This window comes from uncultured Psychrobacter sp., assembly GCF_947488565.1.
Taxonomy (GTDB): Bacteria; Pseudomonadota; Gammaproteobacteria; order Pseudomonadales; family Moraxellaceae; genus Psychrobacter; species Psychrobacter saeujeotis.
The window spans coordinates 239642-258317 of sequence record NZ_CANKZC010000002.1; the positions used below are offsets into that span (position 1 = coordinate 239642).

Below are 18676 nucleotides of genomic sequence, written 5' to 3' on the forward strand. Positions count from 1 at the left end.
TAAGCCGAACCCTGCAAAATAAACTACTCAAGAGACAATACACAAGAAAAATTGCTTATTGTGGACTGTTATTAAAGTTATACGTACGCTAAACACATCTTATACTTGCACAAGTAAAACAACGTTTTTTATATGAATCATCCATACATATAATATCGATCAAAAAATACTATTGCAGAAGTATAGTTTTATGTTACAGCTGCATTACTTATATCTATTGGATAGAAATCATTAATAGTTACACACTAGCTGATTTATGAACAACTAATTATTGACATAAAAATAGCCAAGTATCGTTAAATAGCATAAAAGGAAGACAATATAACTGACAACGTATATTGTTTTTATTCAACACCGACAATAGGACAAACAGAGACTAAATAATGCGCAAAGTGATAGCGTCAAGCTTAAAAGATAGCTATAAAACAAAAGCATGAATAGGTAAGAAAATGCAGACGAAAAAAAATGCCAACGAGGGCAATTTTATGGGTAAAAGCAGATATATATAATAAAAATTGGGGCGACTGATGGGACTCGAACCCACGACAACCGAGATCACAACCCGGGGCTCTACCAACTGAGCTACAACCGCCATAACTATTGCCAAGAAAGGCAAGATTTGCAGGCTAAATGGTGCGCCTGGCAGGGCTCGAACCTGCGACCACCTACTTAGAAGGCAGGTGCTCTATCCAACTGAGCTACAGGCGCTCTTAAGGGCTTTTACGTATTCAGTATAATTCGTAATGCTACGAACAAAACTATTATACATAAAAAAAAGCCTGTAAGGCTCTTAAAATAGATGGTCGGAGTGATAGGATTCGAACCTACGACCCTCTGGTCCCAAACCAGATGCGCTACCAAACTGCGCCACACTCCGATATTCTCTATTATCTCGCTAGTTTTGTTACCTAACCAGTTGTTGACAGTATCGCTAACTTGTTAGTGTTCCTCGCTATCGAGGTGCATATATTAAGACTTATAGACCATAGTGTCAACACCTATTTTTAATTATTTTTATCAATTTTACTAAATGCTCTTATTATCATACTGTTTGCACCGTAATTTACATACTATCCGCTTTCGATCATCTAGGGTTTTCAATCACTCTAAATTATTCGCTTAAAGCAGTTTTATTCAGCATTCCAGTTGTGACATTAAAAGGCATGAGCCATAGTAACGCGTGGTTCGACTCTACAGAGTCAATAGACTGCTGAAGTGCGACTGGTTGAGTGGTGTCATCCATGACCGGATAAACCAGCCAAACCTGCTTGGCTTGGTAAGCTTGAGCATAGCTGGTCAGCTGGTACGCATCAGTGGCGCTAATATCACGTGCATGGGTTAATGGCTTCCATTTAATGTCAATAACATGACTGCAATGACTGACAGCATTCGCCTGATCGGTTCGCTGTCGTTGGCTATTTATTTCGCAAGCTGTGTCATAAACCAATAAATCTGGCTGTATAGAGAGGCATGTCTGCCCTGTAGTATCTCGAAGCCATATATCTTTTTGCTGAGTGAAGGTTTGATAGCTAGGCTGGTTAATACTGGTTGACTGCTCAAACAGCTGCGTAAGACGCAAGCTTGCCCACTGCTCAAAAGCTTGATTCATATTAATCAGCAAACATAGGCGCATCTGCCCACCTTTATGGCCAACACCATTCCCTGTAGGCATAGTTGAGTACTGCATTTGAAGTAGCCAATACGCCAAATCTAATAGCTTATGTACAGACTGCCGCTGCAACCGAGACAGTGGCTGTGTAGTTAGCTGCTGCTTTGCCCTTTGATAAAGAGGGCTTAGTCTTTGTTGCTCGTAGTGGCTAAGCTCAGTAATCTGTCGCCAGTACACCAGCTTAGACAGTAAGGCTGCGGACAATGAGATAGACTGTGGGTGATCGACTTGAGACGTGCCTGCTAGCTGCTCAAGAAAAACCAACGCACTTTTTATCAGACGGTTGGCCAGCATATCGACGCTTAACTGGTCTACTTCACAGACAAACTTATGAGGCTGATGACTATTATGCTTTAGCTGCTCTTTAATCAGTAGCTTACCTTGTAGCATCGACTGGTTGTGGCTTTGGGTTTGATACTGCTTGGTTGGCTGATAGCTGGACAATAGCTGCAAAAACTGGCTGATAAGCCATTGTGATAGCGGCGGCGTTTGTGTCGGTAATGGCGTAAGATATTGACTAAGCTGGCCTAAGGTTTTGGTGTGCGGCAGCCTATGATGTCTACTAGATAATACCATCAAATCGGCCAGCATCATCTGTACCCATTGACGCGTCCGTATGATTTCATCGCTTTGGTTAAGGCTGTTTTTTTGCATGATTGCCGCTGCTTTAGGCAGTATCTCAAGCGTAATGCCACTTGGCAGCAAAACAATACCGATATAGTGACCCACCTTGAGCTGCCACTGTCCACGTTGGCGCTTAATGCTAAATACCGCAAATTCTTGTGCAAGCAGCCAAGCAAAATCATCGACGTCAATAAAGTCCTCTGCGACTAAGCGCTGATGTTCAAACACGCTCATAGTCGCATGACTCAAACTATCTGAGTCATGACACGTCTTTGACGCTGAGCATCCAGCGCTATAATAATGACTGTTTATTAGTATATGTTTCATTAAAATTAATACAAACGTTGATAAACATAAGGTTTAGCAAACTCGCCAGTCTGCCTCACAAGCTCTGGATTGATAGTATAGCTAGTAGATGCCATCATCGAACCTCCAAACGCACTTTGATCAGCGAACATAGGGTGTTGATGGTCTTTACTTAACGATTGCGACAGACTGCGTTGACTGTCATGAATAAACTGCGAGATCACTGCCTGCTGCTCATCATTAAATAGATATTGTAATAAAGCCACTTGCCCGCCAACAGCTTGCGCCAATTGTGGAATAATTTGCTCTACCAATACTGTTTGTAGCTGTGCCAAATTTTTTACCGAGTATAAAAAGGCATGACCAAGCTGCGCCTCTTGCCCCAAGGTTTGCATGATACGCTGATTCAGCCCTGTTAACAGTTTGGCCAAGTCTACCTCTTGTGATGACTTATGCTTATTTGAGCTTTGATGCGCGTCTGTATGATCTAAAACGCGAATAATTGGCAGCAATTTGGGCTGCGGAGGACAGTCGATAAAGCGAAAGCGTCGACGCAGTGCCATATCAAGCGGCGCTAATGAGTGATCTTGCGTATTCATTGTTGCATAGATATCGACATTGGTAGGCACGCTAAAGGCTCGCCCAGAATAAGCCAAATTTACTTGCATGGCATTTGGTTGCCCGCTACGTTTATCAGGCTCAATCAGACTAAGTAGCTCACCAAATACTCGGGAGACATTGGCACGGTTAATCTCATCAATGAGCATGGCATAACGATGTTCTGGATCATTAGCTGCGCGCTTACAAAGCTTTAAAAAAGCCCCATCTTGGATGTCGTAGCGCATCTGATTGCTAATCCCTTGCTCGCCTGCTTGGCGGTTGATTTGAGTACCCTGCCCCCTTGATTCATCACCGCCCATCACCGGGCGAATGCCTTCGACAAACTCTTCATAGCCATAGGCTTGATGAAAGCTGACCATACTATAGTACTGCTTTTGTACAGGCTGATTGTCTTGTTGCGCCTGCCGGAACTCGTCAAGCTGCTGCGACAACTGAGTCAATAACATCATACTCTCTGGCAGTAGATGCCATGCTCCGCTTTCGTCTTTATCAAAGTAAGCTTGGCTTGCGCGGTTTTTATAGGTCACTGTTTTTGAGCTGGCCGAGCTGTGCATTTGCAGCACTGACCATGCTGTATTACTCAGATTTTTCTCACGTGCATTTTGCGCCGCCTTGGCGATAAAAAACTCGTGATTGACGATTTCAGGCACTTTTACCAGCTCTTTTTTTTGGATCTTAAAGTCCAAAAATATCAGGCACACCACATCGCGCCAGCTAAGCTCAAAAAGCAACTGTGACAACAGCTCATTGCCATCCGTGATGGGCAAATAATGGGTATACTGTTTGGCAGTTTGTAACAATCGATAAGTCTTACCTGTACCTGCGACACCCGTATAAATAATATTGGTAGGCTCGCTAATGGGTCTGTCATTCATAACTTCACTCAATATTAAAACGATTGATAAAAACAATAGACATAGGGTTTGCAACTCTTCGATAGTTACGTTACTACTATTTTGTGTGCAGGGTCATTTATGGTACTAATATTAATCAGATGCAAGTAGTAATCAGATGTATTGCTTTATTCGTTATCTAAAAATGCCCAACCAGATTAATTTGAGGAACGTTGTATGTCAGGATTATTAAATAAGCTACCCAGTAAATTATCGACGAAGATACCGGCTAAGTTACCTGAAAAAATATCTGATGCGCTCACCCCTCAAGCAAATACACCATCGAACCCTAGCTCGCTTAAGCCTGTAAACAATCAATTTACCAAGCTGTTATCCATTACCAAATATCTACCTACTGCTGCACGCTCGACTATTTTATCCAAAGCCTTTGGTAAAGTCGTGCCTTATGTGGGGACCACGGGGGTCTATTACGAAACCGTAGAACCCAATCAAGTGGTGGTCAGCTTAAACAACAATAAACCTGTACAAAACCATATTGGCTCTATTCATGCGGTCGCTGTTACACTACTTGCTGAGACCGCCACAGGCTTTATCTTAGGATTAAACCTACCTTCTGATCGTGTGCTGTTGATAAAATCTTATTCTGTCAATTTTTATCGTCCGCTTAAAAAAGGGCAAGTAGCAGCGGTCGCTACCTTAAGTGATGAACAGCGCTCAGATATTTTAGATACCCCCAAAGGCGAGATGGTTATTCCATGCATCATCAACGATCGTGAGTCTGACAGCGTGCGTGATCCCATTACGGTTGAGATGACATGGGCATGGATACCTAAGGCTGAATTAGAAGCCCGTCGTCAAGGCAAACCTTTTGATAAAGCAACTGACGCTGACAACGACAACAAGACTGAAACTGAAACTGAAACTGAAACTGAAACTGAAACTGAAACTGAAAACCTATCTTCCACCGATAATAAATAACCAGTAGACGATAACGTAAATAATCAATAACAAGGAGTCAATAATGTCTAAACTTACCAATCAATTTATCAGTCGCCTATCTAAGGCATTTTTTGTGGGTGCTTGCTCACTGGGACTGGCCATTAGTGCAAATGCCGCTCCAGCGACGACTACCAATACAGCCACTATGACCAAATCTAAGCCTGTCTTTTTGGGTGACGGCGGTGACTATCCGTTTTCTAGCGCCGTACGCGTTGGTGACACCTTATATATGTCAGGACAAATTGGTTTTAAAGACGGCAAACTGGTAGAAGGCGGTATTAAAGCCGAAGCCGCGCAAACGTTAGACAATATCAACGACGTATTGCTACAATATGGCTACCAAAAGTCTGACATCATCAAATGTATGGCGATGCTGACTGATATGAACGACTTTAATGCGTTTAATGAAGTCTATAAAGCCAAACTTGCCAAACCCTACCCTGTGCGCTCAGCATTTGGTGTCAAAGACTTGGCCGCAGGTGCTAGCGTTGAAGTTGAATGTATGGCAGCAAAATAATAGCTTCAATTATACAATGATAGCGTCCTCAGTCAGGGCGCTTTCTTTGGTGACGCGTAGTACTTCTTCTAATGTCGTCTGTCCTGCTATCACTTTATGCAAACCATCAGCACGAATCGATGGGGTCTTTTGACGAGCATAAGATTCAAGCTCATACTCCGCAGTATTACTATGAATCATACGTCTTAACGTATCATCAATTGGTACGACTTCATATATTGCTGTACGCCCTTTAAACCCAGACTGATTGCACTTATCACAGCCAACAGGCTTTGGTAGCTTGAGCGCTGTCGTCACTGAATCTTTAGAATCAGTTTCAATACCAATCTCAGAGAACAGCTTTGCTTGCTCACTATCTGCCGTTTGCCACGTATGACAATGGGCACAAAGGGTACGTACTAAGCGCTGCGCGACCACGCCAATAAGCGAAGACGATAATAAGAACGGCTCTACCCCCATATCTTGCAGGCGAGTTACCGCACCGATAGCGGTATTGGTATGCAATGTTGATAACACCAAATGCCCTGTCAATGACGCTTGTACTGCAATCTCAGCAGTTTCGATATCGCGTATTTCACCAACCATGACCACATCTGGATCTTGACGTAACATCGCCCGCAGACTGGTGGCAAAAGTCATATCTACTTTATTATTCACTTGGGTTTGACCAATACCATCAAGCTGAAATTCGATAGGATCTTCAGCCGTTAAGATATTGCGGGTCTGATCGTTTAAGTCGGTCAATGCAGCATATAGGGTCGTCGTTTTACCTGAACCCGTAGGACCTGTCACCAAAATAATGCCATGCGGACGATGGATTAAGCGTTTAAGCTCAGTATAGTCATTGTCTGCAAGCCCAAGATAAGTCATATTGAGGCGGCCTGCTTGCTTATCTAACAAGCGCATAACCACGCGTTCCCCAAAGCTTGAGGGCAACGTTGATACCCGCACATCGACCTCACGCCCTGCTAGCCGCAGACTGATACGCCCATCTTGTGGCACACGTTTTTCTGCGATGTCAAGTTTGGCCATGACCTTGATCCGTGAGACCAAAAGCGGTGCCAACTGACGTTTGGGCGTAATGATTTCTTTGAGCTCACCATCCACTCGAAAACGGACAACCAGACGCTTCTCAAAAGTCTCGATATGGATATCTGAAGCATTAAGACGTATCGCTTCTGATAATAGCGCATTGATAAGACGTATAATAGGCGCATCGTCTTGCTGATCCATCAAATCTTCGGTCTCAGGCACACTATCTGCTAAGCTGTCCAAATCTGGATGGTCTTCAAGACCAGCGGCGATATGCTGAGACTCACCCGTATTGCCTGCATAAGCTGCATTCAGGCGTTTTTCAAATTCGTCCGTGCCGATGCTGTCATAAACAGGCACACCGCGTACGCCTTGCTGCTGCAAAAATCGCACAGCTTCATTGATGGCAGAAAGCGGTGTGGCTTTGGTCAATACCAACGTCGGTGGCAGCTCAGCATCCATCGCTAAAATCACTAAGAGCTGGTGGCGTTTTGCAAAACTGTACGGCAGTTGCATCATAAAAACGACCTGATAAAAATAAAGTGGGTGATAAACAAATTCATAAGTGCTTAGCCTCTTTAGTAAAGGCGTTAGGTTTTTAATAAGTAGGCAGTATCTAATATAAGTGCCTTATACTTACATGATTAAACTCAGTAAAGTTATCGGTAAGCGCTTATGAGTTTGTTATAATAACATTTTGTTTTAGATCATTAGCAAGGCTTTTACGACGTTTTACGATTCGATAAGCGTATATCAGTATTGACTCCTAGTACTATTTTTGATTTCTAGTACTGGCTTTGACTGCTCGTATTAGTGCTGCTTATGCCTTTCATCTTTTATAGTCCGCCCGTTATTAGGATTTCAGATATGTCTCAAGCCACCATTCAAACTACCACTGAGAACTCCCCTATTGTTCAAGATACTTTTACTGTTGGTAGTCGCACCTTTTCATCACGTCTATTGGTCGGCACTGGTAAATATAAAGATATGGCTGAGACCGGAACCGCTATTGCAGCCTCAGCGGCCGAGATCGTCACTGTCGCTATTCGTCGTACCAATATTGGTCAAAACAGTGATGAGCCGAACTTGTTAGATGTTATCTCGCCTGACAAATATACTATTTTACCCAATACTGCTGGTTGCTTTGATGCTGAGACAGCGATTCGAACTTGTAAGCTTGCGCGTGAACTGCTGGGAGGTCATAACTTAGTTAAGCTTGAAGTATTGGGTGACGAAAACAGTTTGTACCCCAATATTATGGAAACTCTAAAGGCGGCAAAAGTACTGATTGATGATGGCTTTGAGGTGATGGTATACACATCAGACGACCCCATTGTCGCGCAAGAGCTAGAAAGTATGGGCTGTGTGGCGATTATGCCTTTGGGTAGCCTTATTGGTTCTGGTCTTGGACTCCTCAACCGCCATACGCTCAGCCTTATCATCGAAAACGCTAAGGTGCCAGTATTGGTTGATGCTGGCGTTGGTACTGCCTCTGATGCCGCTATTGCCATGGAGCTTGGTTGTGATGGTGTACTCATGAACTCAGCGATTGCCAATGCTCAACGACCAGTGATGATGGCCCATGCGATGAAACACGCTATTTGGGCAGGTCGCGAAGCGTTTTTGGCAGGACGGATGCCCATGCGTAAGATGGCACAAGCCAGCTCGCCGCAAACTGGTTACTTTTTTCAATAAAATAGTTTTAATACCCAGTCGTTTATATACTTAATTTAACCGCTGTTCATATCGATGTGCCGACAGGCTACTTATAATACGCGGCTCACTGACCTTACTCATTGACCCTAGAGGACACCCCATGCGCTTACTGACGGCAGTTGATCAGTTATTTTTACTTCTTGAATCGCGTAAACAGCCTATGCATGTGGGCGGCTTGTTTTTGTTTGAACTGCCAGTCGATGCGCAAAATGCAGAGGGTGATTTTGTTTATCAGCTGGTAAGACAAATGCAAACCTCTGACGTACCACCAAGCTTTCCGTTCAATCAGGTACTCGAACGGTTGTTGTTTTGGAAGCAAGATGAAGATTTTGATGTTGAGCATCATTTTCGCCATGTTGCCTTGCCAAGACCTGCTCGCGTCCGTGAGCTACTGATGTACGTCTCAAAAGAGCATGGGCGCTTACTTGATCGGGCGATGCCATTATGGGAGTGTCATGTCATCGAGGGCATCCAGCCAGAAACTGACGATGGTCCTGAACGCTTTGCCCTATATTTTAAGATTCATCACTCATTGGTCGATGGTATCGCTGCCATGCGCCTCATCCAAAAGTCGCTTTCACAGTCACCGTATGAGCCCATGACGTTGCCAGTGTGGTCACTCATGGCACGCCATCGTAATCAAGTAGATGCTCTGATACCTACTGGACGCTCTGTGACTCGTATTATAAAAGAGCAGTTATCTACCATTAAGCCGGTATTTACCGAACTACTGGATAACTTTAAACATCATGGCAAAGACGATTATGTTGGCACCTTTGATGCTCCCATGAGTATATTAAACCAGCGCATCTCTGCCTCACGGCGCATCGCAGCACAATCTTATAACATGCAACGCTTTGACGACATCGCAGACAAACTCGATGTCAGTATGAATGATGTGATACTTGCTGTTTGCTCTGGAGCCATACGGCGTTACTTGCTCAAACTTGACGCGTTACCGAACAAACCCTTGATTGCTTTTGTACCGATGTCATTACGCAGCGACAATAGTACCACTGGCAATCAAATCTCATTTGTTTTGGCAAACTTAGGCACGCATTTAGATGACCCTCTTCGTCGACTACAGCTGATCAATGGCAGTATGAATAGTGGAAAACGTCGGTTTCGTCGTATGAATCAAGCACAGGTAATCAACTATAGTGCCATCGCTTATGCGTGGGAAGGCATTAACCTATTAACGGGGATATTCCCCAAAAAACAAGCTTTTAACCTTATTATCTCTAATGTACCTGGGGCTAAAAAGCCACTGTACTGGAACGGCGCACCGCTCAAAGCACTGTATCCAGCTTCTATTATATTGGATGGTCAAGCAATGAACATCACGCTTGCCAGCTATTTAGATAAAGTAGAGTTTTGTATTACCGCTTGTAGCAAGCTGTTGCCGCATGTACAAGACATGCTGGGCTTGATTGAAGAAGAGCTTGCTGTATTAGAAAACGTGAGTAAAGAAAAAGAATTGGGACTACGTGAATAACGTTGAAGGCTGTGAATAACGTTAAAGGTCTCATCTTATAAAATTACCATAAAAAAAGCTGACCCTATTATAGAGTCAGCTTTTTAAACACAACTTTTTAAGTACAGTCTTATTGGTGCAACGCCCTTATACAGCGTCACGCCATGTTGGCACCACTATTTGCATCAATGGTTTTAATAGCTTGACGTTACAAGCAAAAATAGAGCCTGATTTCATGGAGTTATGTGCGCCTGTATGATCAACCACAACGCCGCGTGCCTCTGATACAATCAGCTCACCTGCTGCGATATCCCATGGCTTAATAGACATCTCAAAATAACCATCAAAACGCCCTGCTGCCACATAGCATAAATCAAGTGCCGCCGAGCCCAAACGACGCATTTGACCACCTGCCTCAGACACTTTTTGTAAGCTTTCAAAATGCTCTTTGGCAAAAGAGATGACTTCACCATTACGATGACGCTCAAGTGGATGACCAGTCGTAAACAACCCACCATCGATGGTCTTACGCTCGCTTACGTTGATACGGCGCTGGTTTAGACGTGCGCCCTTGCCTCGGCTGGCAGAGAACATCTCATCACGGACAGGGTCATATACCACACCGTGCTGAGTAACGCCTTTGTGCTGCACAGCGATCGATACACAAAACTGCGGTACTCCGTGGACGAAGTTTTTAGTGCCATCAAGTGGATCAATAATCCAGCACCAATCTGCATCCTCACCGCGGCCTTCTTGCATACCAAACTCTTCACCCAAAAACGAATGGTTTGGATAATTGCTTTTGAGGGTCTCGATAGTGAGCTCTTCACTAAAGCGATCAATGCGTGTCACTAAACCGTCGATACCTTTTGACTCAGTATCAAACTCAATTTTGTGGCGATTTTGATGCGCGTGTAGAATCTCTGCACCAACTTTTTCGGCAGTACGCGCTGCGATGACGACCATGGGTTCCATAAATAACCTATCTACTTGTTGAATAAATAAAATGAATGAAGACTACAGATATTACTATTGCTTACATAGCTGGCACACCAATTGTCTGCCAGTCTATGCCTTTCTTATACGATCTTAAACAGCCTGATCGCAACATACTAAAAACAAAAAACGATAAATAACAGGCTTACCATGGCTAATGGCCACCATCAAAAATCATGCAAGCTGTAAAAAAATTAGCACCTACGGCAAGCAGGTGTTACGCCAAACTATCATGCTTTAAGCGAAGTCAATAAACGCTGTAACTGTATGACCACGCCATGAGTGTCTAAACCACAATCCGCCAATTGTTCTGCTTGTGAACCATGGGCAATAAAACGATCAGAAATACCGATATTAGCAATAGCTGGACGGCTAACAGCAAATGCAGCAGACGCATTGAGCAAATACTCGTTGACAGCGCTACCTGCACCGCCCATGATCATATGCTCTTCTAAGGTTGCAATATGCGTCACACCTTGCTCAATCAACGTTTCAAGCAAATTGGTATCTAATGGCTTTACCCAGCGCATGTTGACGACTTGCACCTGACAATCACTGGTTGCACCATCAGATGTCAATACCTTAGCCGCTTGCTTGGCAGTCGCTACCATCGTACCAAAGGCCAATAGCGCAAGCTTGTTAGTAGCATGGGCATTTCCCAATACGGTCTCTACCACGGCTTGTCCTATCTTATAGTTCTGTGCTGGACGACTTATCATCGCGCCAGTGCCGACGCCTCGTGGGTAACGAACCGCTGTGCTTCCTTCATACTCATAGCAAGTATTAAGCAGGTGATAGCACTCGTTTTCATCTTTTGGCGCTGCAATAAGCATATTGGGTACGCAGCGCAGAAAAGCCAGATCAAATACGCCAGCATGGGTTGCGCCATCTTCTCCAACAAGACCGGCTCGATCAATCGCGAATGTCACATCAAGATTTTGCAATGCAATATCGTGAATAAGCTGATCATAACCACGCTGCAAAAAGGTTGAGTATATCGCGACAATAGGCTTGACGCCTTGCGTTGCCATACCGCCCGCAAGTGTCACCGCATGCTGCTCAGCAATGGCCACATCAAAAAATCGCTCTGGGAACTGACGGGCAAAGTCAATCATCCCAGAGCCCTCTTCCATCGCTGGAGTGATCGCTAATAGCTTATTATCTTGTGCCGCTTTATCGCATAAAAACTGCCCAAACACTTGCGAATACTTTAGTTTAGAAGGTTTATCTTTAGTAGCTCCACTCTCAATAGCCGCTTTATCTTTGGCAAAGTCACAGGCGACAATGTCTTCAGCGGGTAATTTGCTAATGGCATGATAACCGACGGGATCGGCTTCCGCAGGCGCAAAACCTTTGCCTTTAGTCGTATAAATATGTACTAGTACTGGTCCTTTTACCTGTTTGGCAAGTGACAATACCCGTAGCAGCTCAGGGATATTGTGACCATCAAAGGGCCCAAAATACGTAAAACCAATGGCTTTAAACAAATTGTCTTCTAACTGCGGTACATCACGATGTTCACTATGACGTTTGCGTCGATCAAATGCCTGCATGTTTGGGCGATGGCGCAGTACCGCTGCCCCTGTATCTGAGATATCAACTTGATAACCTGACTCCCAAAGCATCGCTAAGTGTCGCGAAAACCCACCAATAGAACACGATATCGACATGTCATTGTCATTTAAAATGACCAATAGATCCGCATCTTGTTGTACAGCGTCATTCATGGCCTCAAAAGCCATACCACCAGTCATTGCACCATCACCAATGACACAGGCAACCGTCTGCGGGCGCCCTTGATAGCGTAGCGCCAAGCTCATACCCAAGCCTGCAGAGATAGACGTTGATGAGTGTCCTACGCCAAAAGTATCGTAAACGGATTCCACGCGCTCGGGGAATGCTGTCAAACCATTTTTGGCACGTATACTACTGAGCTTATCGCGACGACCAGTGAGGACCTTATGCGCATACGCTTGATGACCCACATCCCAAACAATCTGATCTTGTGGTGTATCAAGCAAATAATGCAGAGCGATAGTCAGCTCAACCACACCCAGATTCGCCCCAAAATGCCCGCCACTTTGACCTGCTGAATACAATAAAAACAAGCGCAGCTCATCGACCAACACGATTAATTGCTCAGGGTTGAGTGCTTTGATGTCTACAGGCGCATCAATTGTATCAAGTAGCGGCGTATAAGGACGCGTGCGCGGTATCTGCCTAAAAGTCTGTTGCAAGCCTGATAGGTGTGCAGCAGAATCGGTAGCCAATGGCCTAGATAGCGACGTATGAGGTGACGCAGATGCTGACTGAGACTGTAAAAAATAAGGTGACTGCTGCATAAATCGTACGATACCTACCAAGCTGCTGACAAAGCGCCATCTTACTATATCGTCATACACCGTTATCATATTGATACGGTGTTATGAAACCATCTACAATAGCTAGGTAGTATATACTGCTATTACTTATAGATTGCGATATGCTTAGCGCATCGTCACTGTTTATTAGTATTTACATGTTATTAGTATTTACATGAAACTATTTACATGCTTTGTTTAAATGTACCATTATCATAGACATAAAATAAAAATAACCATGACAATAGTAAATCAATAACCATATATTGCATACTATGCACAAATGACGATACAGTAATATAAGGGCAAAGACTTGTCACTGTATCCGTTAAAATAGTATGGCATAATAGCATTTTTTTTAAACTGTCGCTTTACTCATCGTGCATCGTCTGTGAACTTTGTGTGTTTTTCTCACAATCACGTTGAAAAGTTATCATTATGAACATTATACAATGATAACCAGCTAGTGACAGTTATTATGAACAGGGGTTTTGCAAACATATAGCTTGCTTATCCCGCTCTTCGACACATAGCCGTTACGATACGACTATGGCCTTTATAATTTCTACTGCCACGATGATCGGCCTATGCAGGACATCAATGTCATATCAATTTATTACCAGTGCAAAACTACCCACTCGTCACGGCGAGTTTGATCTTCATGTATTTGAAAATGAAGACGGTCAAGAACACGTGATGCTTAGTGTTGGCCTACCAGTGGTAGACCCTCTGCCAGAAAAAAACGCTATGCAAACACGCCCTATAAAACCTCATACCAAGTCAATAGAAAGCTCTGTACCTTTAGTGCGCATCCATTCTGAATGCTTGACAGGCGATGCTTTTGGCTCGTTAAAATGCGATTGCGGACCACAGCTTAATACGGCTATGGAGGCAATACAAGCGACTGGTTACGGTGCTATTTTATATCTGCGTCAAGAAGGTCGTGGCATTGGCTTGACCAACAAGATTCGTGCCTATGCTTTGCAAGATCAAGGCCATGATACCCTAGATGCCAATCTTATGTTAGGGCTGCCTGCTGACGCGCGCATCTACGATATGTGTGGCCCTATGCTTGCTCATGTAGGCGTTGATGAAGTTCGTCTTATTACCAACAACCCGGATAAAGTGTCTTATTTAACGGACAATGGTATTAATGTCGTTGAGCGGGTACCATTGGTGGTCGGGGTCAATGACAGCAACGCCGATTATTTGGCCACCAAACGTGACCGTATGGGTCATCTGCTTGATAAAGAGTTTTATACCAAAGCTCATCTTAATAAATAAACTTATCATCAAAAATCTTTACCAACGGCTATAGTGATAGAAATTTTTATGAGCATTCCCAATCTAAATAGTACAACCAACCACAATACTGATGCTAACGGCAACCAAACCACGCCGACACCTGATGACATCACACGTGTACGTGAGTTTTTGGTTGACCTACAAGCGCGTATTTGCCAAACACTAGAAGCGCAAGAGCGTGATGGCAGCGGCGATGCAACCTTTGTTCCTGACGACTGGGAGCGTCCAGAAGGTGGGGGCGGACGCTCGTGTGTTTTAGCAGATGGCAAGGTCATCGAAAAAGCAGGTGTCATGTTTAGCCATATCCATGTTCATAACTTGCCCGCTTCAGCAACTGCTCGTCACCCTAACATTGCCGGTCGCAAGGCACAAGCAATGGGTGTATCTCTAGTCGTACATCCCAAGAATCCAAACGTCCCTACCAGCCACGCTAACGTGCGTTTATTTGTCGCAGAAGCTGCAGGCGAAGACCCTATTTGGTGGTTTGGTGGCGGTTTTGATTTGACGCCGTTCTACCCTGTATTGGCTGACTGTGTTCATTGGCATCAAGTCTGTCATGATCTGTGCGCGCCCTTTGGTGACAGCGTCTATCCTGACTTTAAACAGTGGTGTGATGAGTACTTTCATTTGCGTCATCGAGATGAGCAGCGCGGTATTGGTGGTCTATTCTATGATGATGTCAATACTGAGAGTCGTGGCTGGGATTTTGAAACCTGCTTTGACTTTATGAAAGCGGTAGGTAATGGTTACCTTGAAGGTATCGTGCCTATTTTTGAGCAGCGTAAAGACACCCCTTATACTGATGAGCAGCGCGAATTTCAGCTGTATCGTCGCGGTCGCTATGTCGAGTACAACCTTGTCTATGATCGCGGCACCCTCTTTGGGCTACAAAGTAATGGACGTATCGAGTCTATCTTGGTCAGCATGCCGCCCCTTGCCAGTTGGCATTATCGCTTTGATCCAGAGCCTGGCTCACCTGAGTTTGAGTTGACTGATTTTTATCTAAAACCGCGCGATTGGTTGACTTTATAATCCTTATTGGCATAATGGAGCTTACAATGGTCAATCAGTATTTTTAGTATAATTTATACCGTATAGTGGTCATTGTATTGCGCTTATACCTAACGATATTTTATAAACTGTCTATTCTTTATGGACAGCATCGTATCCAATTACGAATGAAGGTCAGCTTTTATAGCTGACCTTTATTTTTATAGTGCTATTAATTATAAAGTTACATGCGCTTACAAAAGTGTACGCAAGAGACCTACATCTATCGTAGCATCCACCGTTACATTAAAGACAATGTATATAGAATAGACACTTATGAGTAACCATTGTTTATAGGCGTCTATTTTATATTTTACATAACCATCTCATTTAAGGATTGGCATTGGTTAGATGCTTCCTATTAGCCACGTATAAAGGAGTTATATACATGACACAAGTTCACGCTAACAAATCGATAAAATCAATCTTCGGCGTTACGCTTATGGCAGCGGCACTTGGCATCACCGCTTGTAGCAGCCCTACTCATCCTGATGTTAAAGCGCGTCAAGATATTATGAAAAATTATGGCGATTCAATGAAGGTCATGGGCGGCATGGTCAAAGAACCAGATACCTTTGACGCTGAAGTATTTCAAGAGCAAGCCGCGTTTTTGGCAGAAGAGTCTAAGACTCCTTGGAATCATTTTGTAGATGCTGAAGCTGTTGGTAATGCAAAAGAAGAAGTTTGGAGCAACAACGATGATTTTATTGCTCGTTCAGAAGATTTCCAACAAGCCAGTGCTGAGCTTAATATGGCGGCATCAACGGCAACCAGCGCCAGCGATATCGAAGCTGCTTTTGGCGCGGTTGGTAAAAGCTGTAAGTCATGCCACGATGATTATCAAGTAGAAACAGATAACTAAAACAGTCCAAATCAAAGATTATGGTTAATCATGCGTTATTGGTGACCATAATCCATCAAGTATAAAGGGTCAGCAATGCGACCAGCTTCTAGGTTTCGTCAGCGGCAAATAATACGTTGCGTACCACAGAGCGAGAATCTGCTGACCCACCAAGCGAGCCTGACAGCACTCCCACCGCTGCCAAAAAGGCAGCCAGTCGCATATGGGCGGCAAAGGTAGCGCCATCTTTATCAGAAGTCCACGTGCTCATCAGTATATCCGGAAACACAAACACCACCACGCCGTACATCAATACGCCAAACATAAAAAACAGACAAATCAAGGTCAGCATCAGTGCCAAATAGGTGGCTGCCGCTGTGACCACTGAACTCTCCGACGTCTGCCCTCGCCGTGTTGCAATCAGCCGAAAAGAAAAAGCTCGATATAACACAAAGCTGGCTGCCAAAAAACTTGTAATCACAAAGACTGTCAGCTGTCCGTAGGAAACTGAAGCAGCAAAATCCCATGTCTCCCCGCCAAATATAAGGACAATAATCACTGAAAGCGCTGTTGCGATCATGGTTGGTAGCTTGGTGGTAATACGTAATGGATTGGCTCTGATAGCACCGCGAAATATTCGAGGAAGGTTGCCTAAGATGTGACGTATGATAAAGATGAGCTTACTGCCCCTAGAGTAACGATCATTGGCTTCTTGTGGCAAATTTTTGACCATCTGCTGCTGCTGAATCACTGTGAAATGTCGCATGGCGTCAAGATCGTCTGACATCTCCACGCGCGCCAAATAGTTGGTTGGCTCCTTTGTATAGCTTAGGTTGAGCAGTCGCCCAAAGCAGTGCAGCATTATCGTGGTAAGTCGCTCGGTACGAAGCCCTTTTTGTAAAAGCTTGTCCTCTCCATGATCGACCAAGCGGCGCGTGGAGATTACAGCCACGTTTGTCAGCTGCGATGGCAGCGCAAGAAGGTAGGACATCGACGCGGCGGCAATCTCCACATCTGTAACGATAAGCAAAAATGCCAGTTTGCGTTCAGTCTTTTCATTAATACCGATCTGTACAAAGTCGAGGGCTTGGTAGCCTTGCTTGCTAGGAGTAAGGCTATGCCCTGTAAAGGAAAACGACGACACCTCAATATCTAACGTCTTTTGGACAACTTGATTAAACTCAACCATAGCTGCTTCAGTTAAGGCATCTAAAGCACTGTGGTCTTCTTTTTGAGCCATGCTAAGTTTCATGACTCCAAGAGCGATGGTTCTTTTAGTCATAGGCAAAGACTACTCAACGTAGACAAATATTGTGGTCAAAGCAGAGGCCTTGTTGTAATCAAGCTATTTTTCGGCTTTATCGGTATCAACAGCTTGATGTTCATTTAATCTGTTGACGATGGCTTTTACTGAAGGATCGCTTAGATCTATCGTCCTTATTGGGAAAGGAATATTGATATCTGCTGCATCCAGCGCTGTCTTAATCTCGACGATGACTTGATGAATCGAGGCGACTTTGTTTGCTTGCGTACCATCTTCGATAAACCAGCGTACCATCAGATCGATAGACGAGCCGCCAAAGCCAGTTGCGATAACACTTGGTTTAGCTTTCGTCGATACGCTATCGGCCTTATCTAACGCACGTAAAATCTCTGCCTTTGCCGTCTCGATATCGTCTTCATAGCCGATACCGACCGCCACTTGCAGCCGGCGCTGCTTATACGCTGTATTGACGGTCAATGCTGACGTATACAGATCTGAGTTTGGAATGACCACTTGCCGACCATCATAAGTCCTGATAGTCGTCGCACGAATCTTAATATCTTCAACAGTCCCTTCATAATCGCCTGAGACAATCTGATCGCCGATACGAAAGGGTTCCGAGAGCAGCAGCAAAATACCAGAGAGCAGGTTTTGAAAAATATCTTTAAACGCAAAACCAATGGCGACCGAACCGATACCAAGTGCGCCAATCAACTTGGCTGGTGTAAAACCTGGCACCGCAATGACCATGGCTATCATAAAGCCAATAAAAATAATCAGTGCCCCGCCTACCCGCTGAAACACTTTGACCAGATTTTGATGTCGACTCCGACTACCTAACAGTTTGTGAACGATTTTTTTAAATACTATTGATAAAAACCAAAAAATTAGGATAACGATAATTGATGCAACAAAATATGGAATACGCTCGACAAAACCAACCAATATCTCATTTGCTGAATCTATGATGCTATGATACGTCAGCTCATCGGGCGTGGTAGCTGGATCAACAGCAATGGTGTCTGCCTCAGGGCTAGGCATATAGGGG

The 18676-nt window shown here is 44.1% G+C and carries 14 protein-coding genes and 3 tRNA genes; 7 read left to right on the top strand and 10 right to left on the bottom strand.

Features of this window, described 5'->3' with window-relative positions; translation table 11 throughout:
* Window positions 1-516 precede the first annotated feature (516 nt).
* The 5 genes from Q0890_RS05240 to Q0890_RS05260 all read right to left on the bottom strand — a co-directional run bounded on the left by Q0890_RS05240 (window position 517) and on the right by Q0890_RS05260 (window position 4095).
* Window positions 517-592: transfer RNA gene (locus Q0890_RS05240), tRNA-His, on the bottom strand.
* A gap of 39 nt (window positions 593-631) precedes the next feature.
* A tRNA-Arg gene (locus Q0890_RS05245) sits at window positions 632-708 on the bottom strand.
* Window positions 709-800: 92 nt separating this feature from the next.
* Window positions 801-877: transfer RNA gene (locus Q0890_RS05250), tRNA-Pro, on the bottom strand.
* Window positions 878-1111: 234 nt separating this feature from the next.
* A complete protein-coding gene (locus Q0890_RS05255; RefSeq protein ID WP_299218346.1) occupies window positions 1112-2527 on the bottom strand; it encodes a hypothetical protein in 1416 nt (471 codons plus the stop codon).
* A 98-nt stretch (window positions 2528-2625) separates the two neighbouring features.
* Window positions 2626-4095 carry an AAA family ATPase gene (locus Q0890_RS05260; protein ID WP_299218348.1) on the bottom strand — a complete coding sequence of 490 codons (1470 nt, stop codon included), beginning with the start codon at window positions 4093-4095 and terminating at the stop codon, window positions 2626-2628.
* A 195-nt stretch (window positions 4096-4290) separates the two neighbouring features.
* Here Q0890_RS05260 and Q0890_RS05265 point away from each other — a divergent pair, with 195 nt between their 5' ends.
* Both Q0890_RS05265 and Q0890_RS05270 read left to right on the top strand, forming a co-directional pair.
* Window positions 4291-5052: a DUF4442 domain-containing protein gene (locus tag Q0890_RS05265; protein WP_299218350.1), complete on the top strand. Its 762-nt coding sequence runs from the start codon at window positions 4291-4293 to the stop codon at window positions 5050-5052.
* Between the two features lie 43 nt (window positions 5053-5095).
* Entirely contained in the window at window positions 5096-5590 is a 495-nt protein-coding gene (locus Q0890_RS05270; RefSeq protein WP_299218352.1) for a RidA family protein, read from the top strand.
* 9 nt (window positions 5591-5599) lie between these two features.
* Here Q0890_RS05270 and gspE read toward each other — a convergent pair whose 3' ends face one another.
* Entirely contained in the window at window positions 5600-7141 is a 1542-nt protein-coding gene (gene gspE, locus Q0890_RS05275) for a type II secretion system ATPase GspE (RefSeq protein ID WP_299218354.1), read from the bottom strand.
* A gap of 348 nt (window positions 7142-7489) precedes the next feature.
* Here gspE and Q0890_RS05280 point away from each other — a divergent pair, with 348 nt between their 5' ends.
* Both Q0890_RS05280 and Q0890_RS05285 read left to right on the top strand, forming a co-directional pair.
* Window positions 7490-8317: a thiazole synthase gene (locus tag Q0890_RS05280; RefSeq protein WP_299218356.1), complete on the top strand. Its 828-nt coding sequence runs from the start codon at window positions 7490-7492 to the stop codon at window positions 8315-8317.
* A 121-nt stretch (window positions 8318-8438) separates the two neighbouring features.
* Window positions 8439-9833, top strand: coding sequence for a wax ester/triacylglycerol synthase family O-acyltransferase (locus tag Q0890_RS05285; RefSeq protein ID WP_299218358.1), 1395 nt, complete (start codon window positions 8439-8441; stop codon window positions 9831-9833).
* 126 nt (window positions 9834-9959) lie between these two features.
* Here the strand turns inward: Q0890_RS05285 and Q0890_RS05290 are convergent, their stop codons facing one another.
* Window positions 9960-10787 carry an inositol monophosphatase family protein gene (locus Q0890_RS05290; protein WP_299218359.1) on the bottom strand — a complete coding sequence of 276 codons (828 nt, stop codon included), beginning with the start codon at window positions 10785-10787 and terminating at the stop codon, window positions 9960-9962.
* A gap of 251 nt (window positions 10788-11038) precedes the next feature.
* Window positions 11039-13150, bottom strand: a complete 2112-nt coding sequence (gene dxs / locus Q0890_RS05295; RefSeq protein ID WP_299218978.1) for a 1-deoxy-D-xylulose-5-phosphate synthase — start codon at window positions 13148-13150, stop codon at window positions 11039-11041.
* A 618-nt stretch (window positions 13151-13768) separates the two neighbouring features.
* Here dxs and ribA point away from each other — a divergent pair.
* The 3 genes from ribA to Q0890_RS05310 all read left to right on the top strand — a co-directional run bounded on the left by ribA (window position 13769) and on the right by Q0890_RS05310 (window position 16385).
* A complete protein-coding gene (gene ribA, locus Q0890_RS05300; protein ID WP_299218361.1) occupies window positions 13769-14452 on the top strand; it encodes a GTP cyclohydrolase II in 684 nt (227 codons plus the stop codon).
* A gap of 48 nt (window positions 14453-14500) precedes the next feature.
* Entirely contained in the window at window positions 14501-15505 is a 1005-nt protein-coding gene (gene hemF / locus Q0890_RS05305; RefSeq protein WP_299218363.1) for an oxygen-dependent coproporphyrinogen oxidase, read from the top strand.
* Window positions 15506-15911: 406 nt separating this feature from the next.
* Complete coding sequence (locus Q0890_RS05310) at window positions 15912-16385, top strand: cytochrome c (RefSeq protein WP_299218365.1); 474 nt, start codon at window positions 15912-15914, stop codon at window positions 16383-16385.
* A gap of 88 nt (window positions 16386-16473) precedes the next feature.
* Here Q0890_RS05310 and Q0890_RS05315 read toward each other — a convergent pair whose 3' ends face one another.
* Together Q0890_RS05315 and Q0890_RS05320 are read right to left on the bottom strand one after the other, a co-directional pair.
* Complete coding sequence (locus Q0890_RS05315; RefSeq protein ID WP_299218367.1) at window positions 16474-17646, bottom strand: hypothetical protein; 1173 nt, start codon at window positions 17644-17646, stop codon at window positions 16474-16476.
* Window positions 17647-17709: 63 nt separating this feature from the next.
* A complete protein-coding gene (locus Q0890_RS05320; RefSeq protein WP_299218369.1) occupies window positions 17710-18669 on the bottom strand; it encodes a mechanosensitive ion channel domain-containing protein in 960 nt (319 codons plus the stop codon).
* Window positions 18670-18676 lie beyond the last annotated feature (7 nt).

What these genes read in the sequence shown, in the direction of transcription:
- Q0890_RS05255 (WP_299218346.1), bottom strand. Translation starts at nt 2,527, where the DNA reads ATGAGCGTGTTTGAACATCAGCGCTTAGTCGCAGAGGACTTTATTGAC.
- Q0890_RS05260 (WP_299218348.1), bottom strand. Translation starts at nt 4,095, where the DNA reads ATGAATGACAGACCCATTAGCGAGCCTACCAATATTATTTATACGGGT.
- Q0890_RS05265 (WP_299218350.1), top strand. Translation starts at nt 4,291, where the DNA reads ATGTCAGGATTATTAAATAAGCTACCCAGTAAATTATCGACGAAGATA.
- Q0890_RS05270 (WP_299218352.1), top strand. Translation starts at nt 5,096, where the DNA reads ATGTCTAAACTTACCAATCAATTTATCAGTCGCCTATCTAAGGCATTT.
- gspE (WP_299218354.1), bottom strand. Translation starts at nt 7,141, where the DNA reads ATGATGCAACTGCCGTACAGTTTTGCAAAACGCCACCAGCTCTTAGTG.
- Q0890_RS05280 (WP_299218356.1), top strand. Translation starts at nt 7,490, where the DNA reads ATGTCTCAAGCCACCATTCAAACTACCACTGAGAACTCCCCTATTGTT.
- Q0890_RS05285 (WP_299218358.1), top strand. Translation starts at nt 8,439, where the DNA reads ATGCGCTTACTGACGGCAGTTGATCAGTTATTTTTACTTCTTGAATCG.
- Q0890_RS05290 (WP_299218359.1), bottom strand. Translation starts at nt 10,787, where the DNA reads ATGGAACCCATGGTCGTCATCGCAGCGCGTACTGCCGAAAAAGTTGGT.
- dxs (WP_299218978.1), bottom strand. Translation starts at nt 13,150, where the DNA reads ATGCAGCAGTCACCTTATTTTTTACAGTCTCAGTCAGCATCTGCGTCA.
- ribA (WP_299218361.1), top strand. Translation starts at nt 13,769, where the DNA reads ATGTCATATCAATTTATTACCAGTGCAAAACTACCCACTCGTCACGGC.
- hemF (WP_299218363.1), top strand. Translation starts at nt 14,501, where the DNA reads ATGAGCATTCCCAATCTAAATAGTACAACCAACCACAATACTGATGCT.
- Q0890_RS05310 (WP_299218365.1), top strand. Translation starts at nt 15,912, where the DNA reads ATGACACAAGTTCACGCTAACAAATCGATAAAATCAATCTTCGGCGTT.
- Q0890_RS05315 (WP_299218367.1), bottom strand. Translation starts at nt 17,646, where the DNA reads ATGACTAAAAGAACCATCGCTCTTGGAGTCATGAAACTTAGCATGGCT.
- Q0890_RS05320 (WP_299218369.1), bottom strand. Translation starts at nt 18,669, where the DNA reads ATGCCTAGCCCTGAGGCAGACACCATTGCTGTTGATCCAGCTACCACG.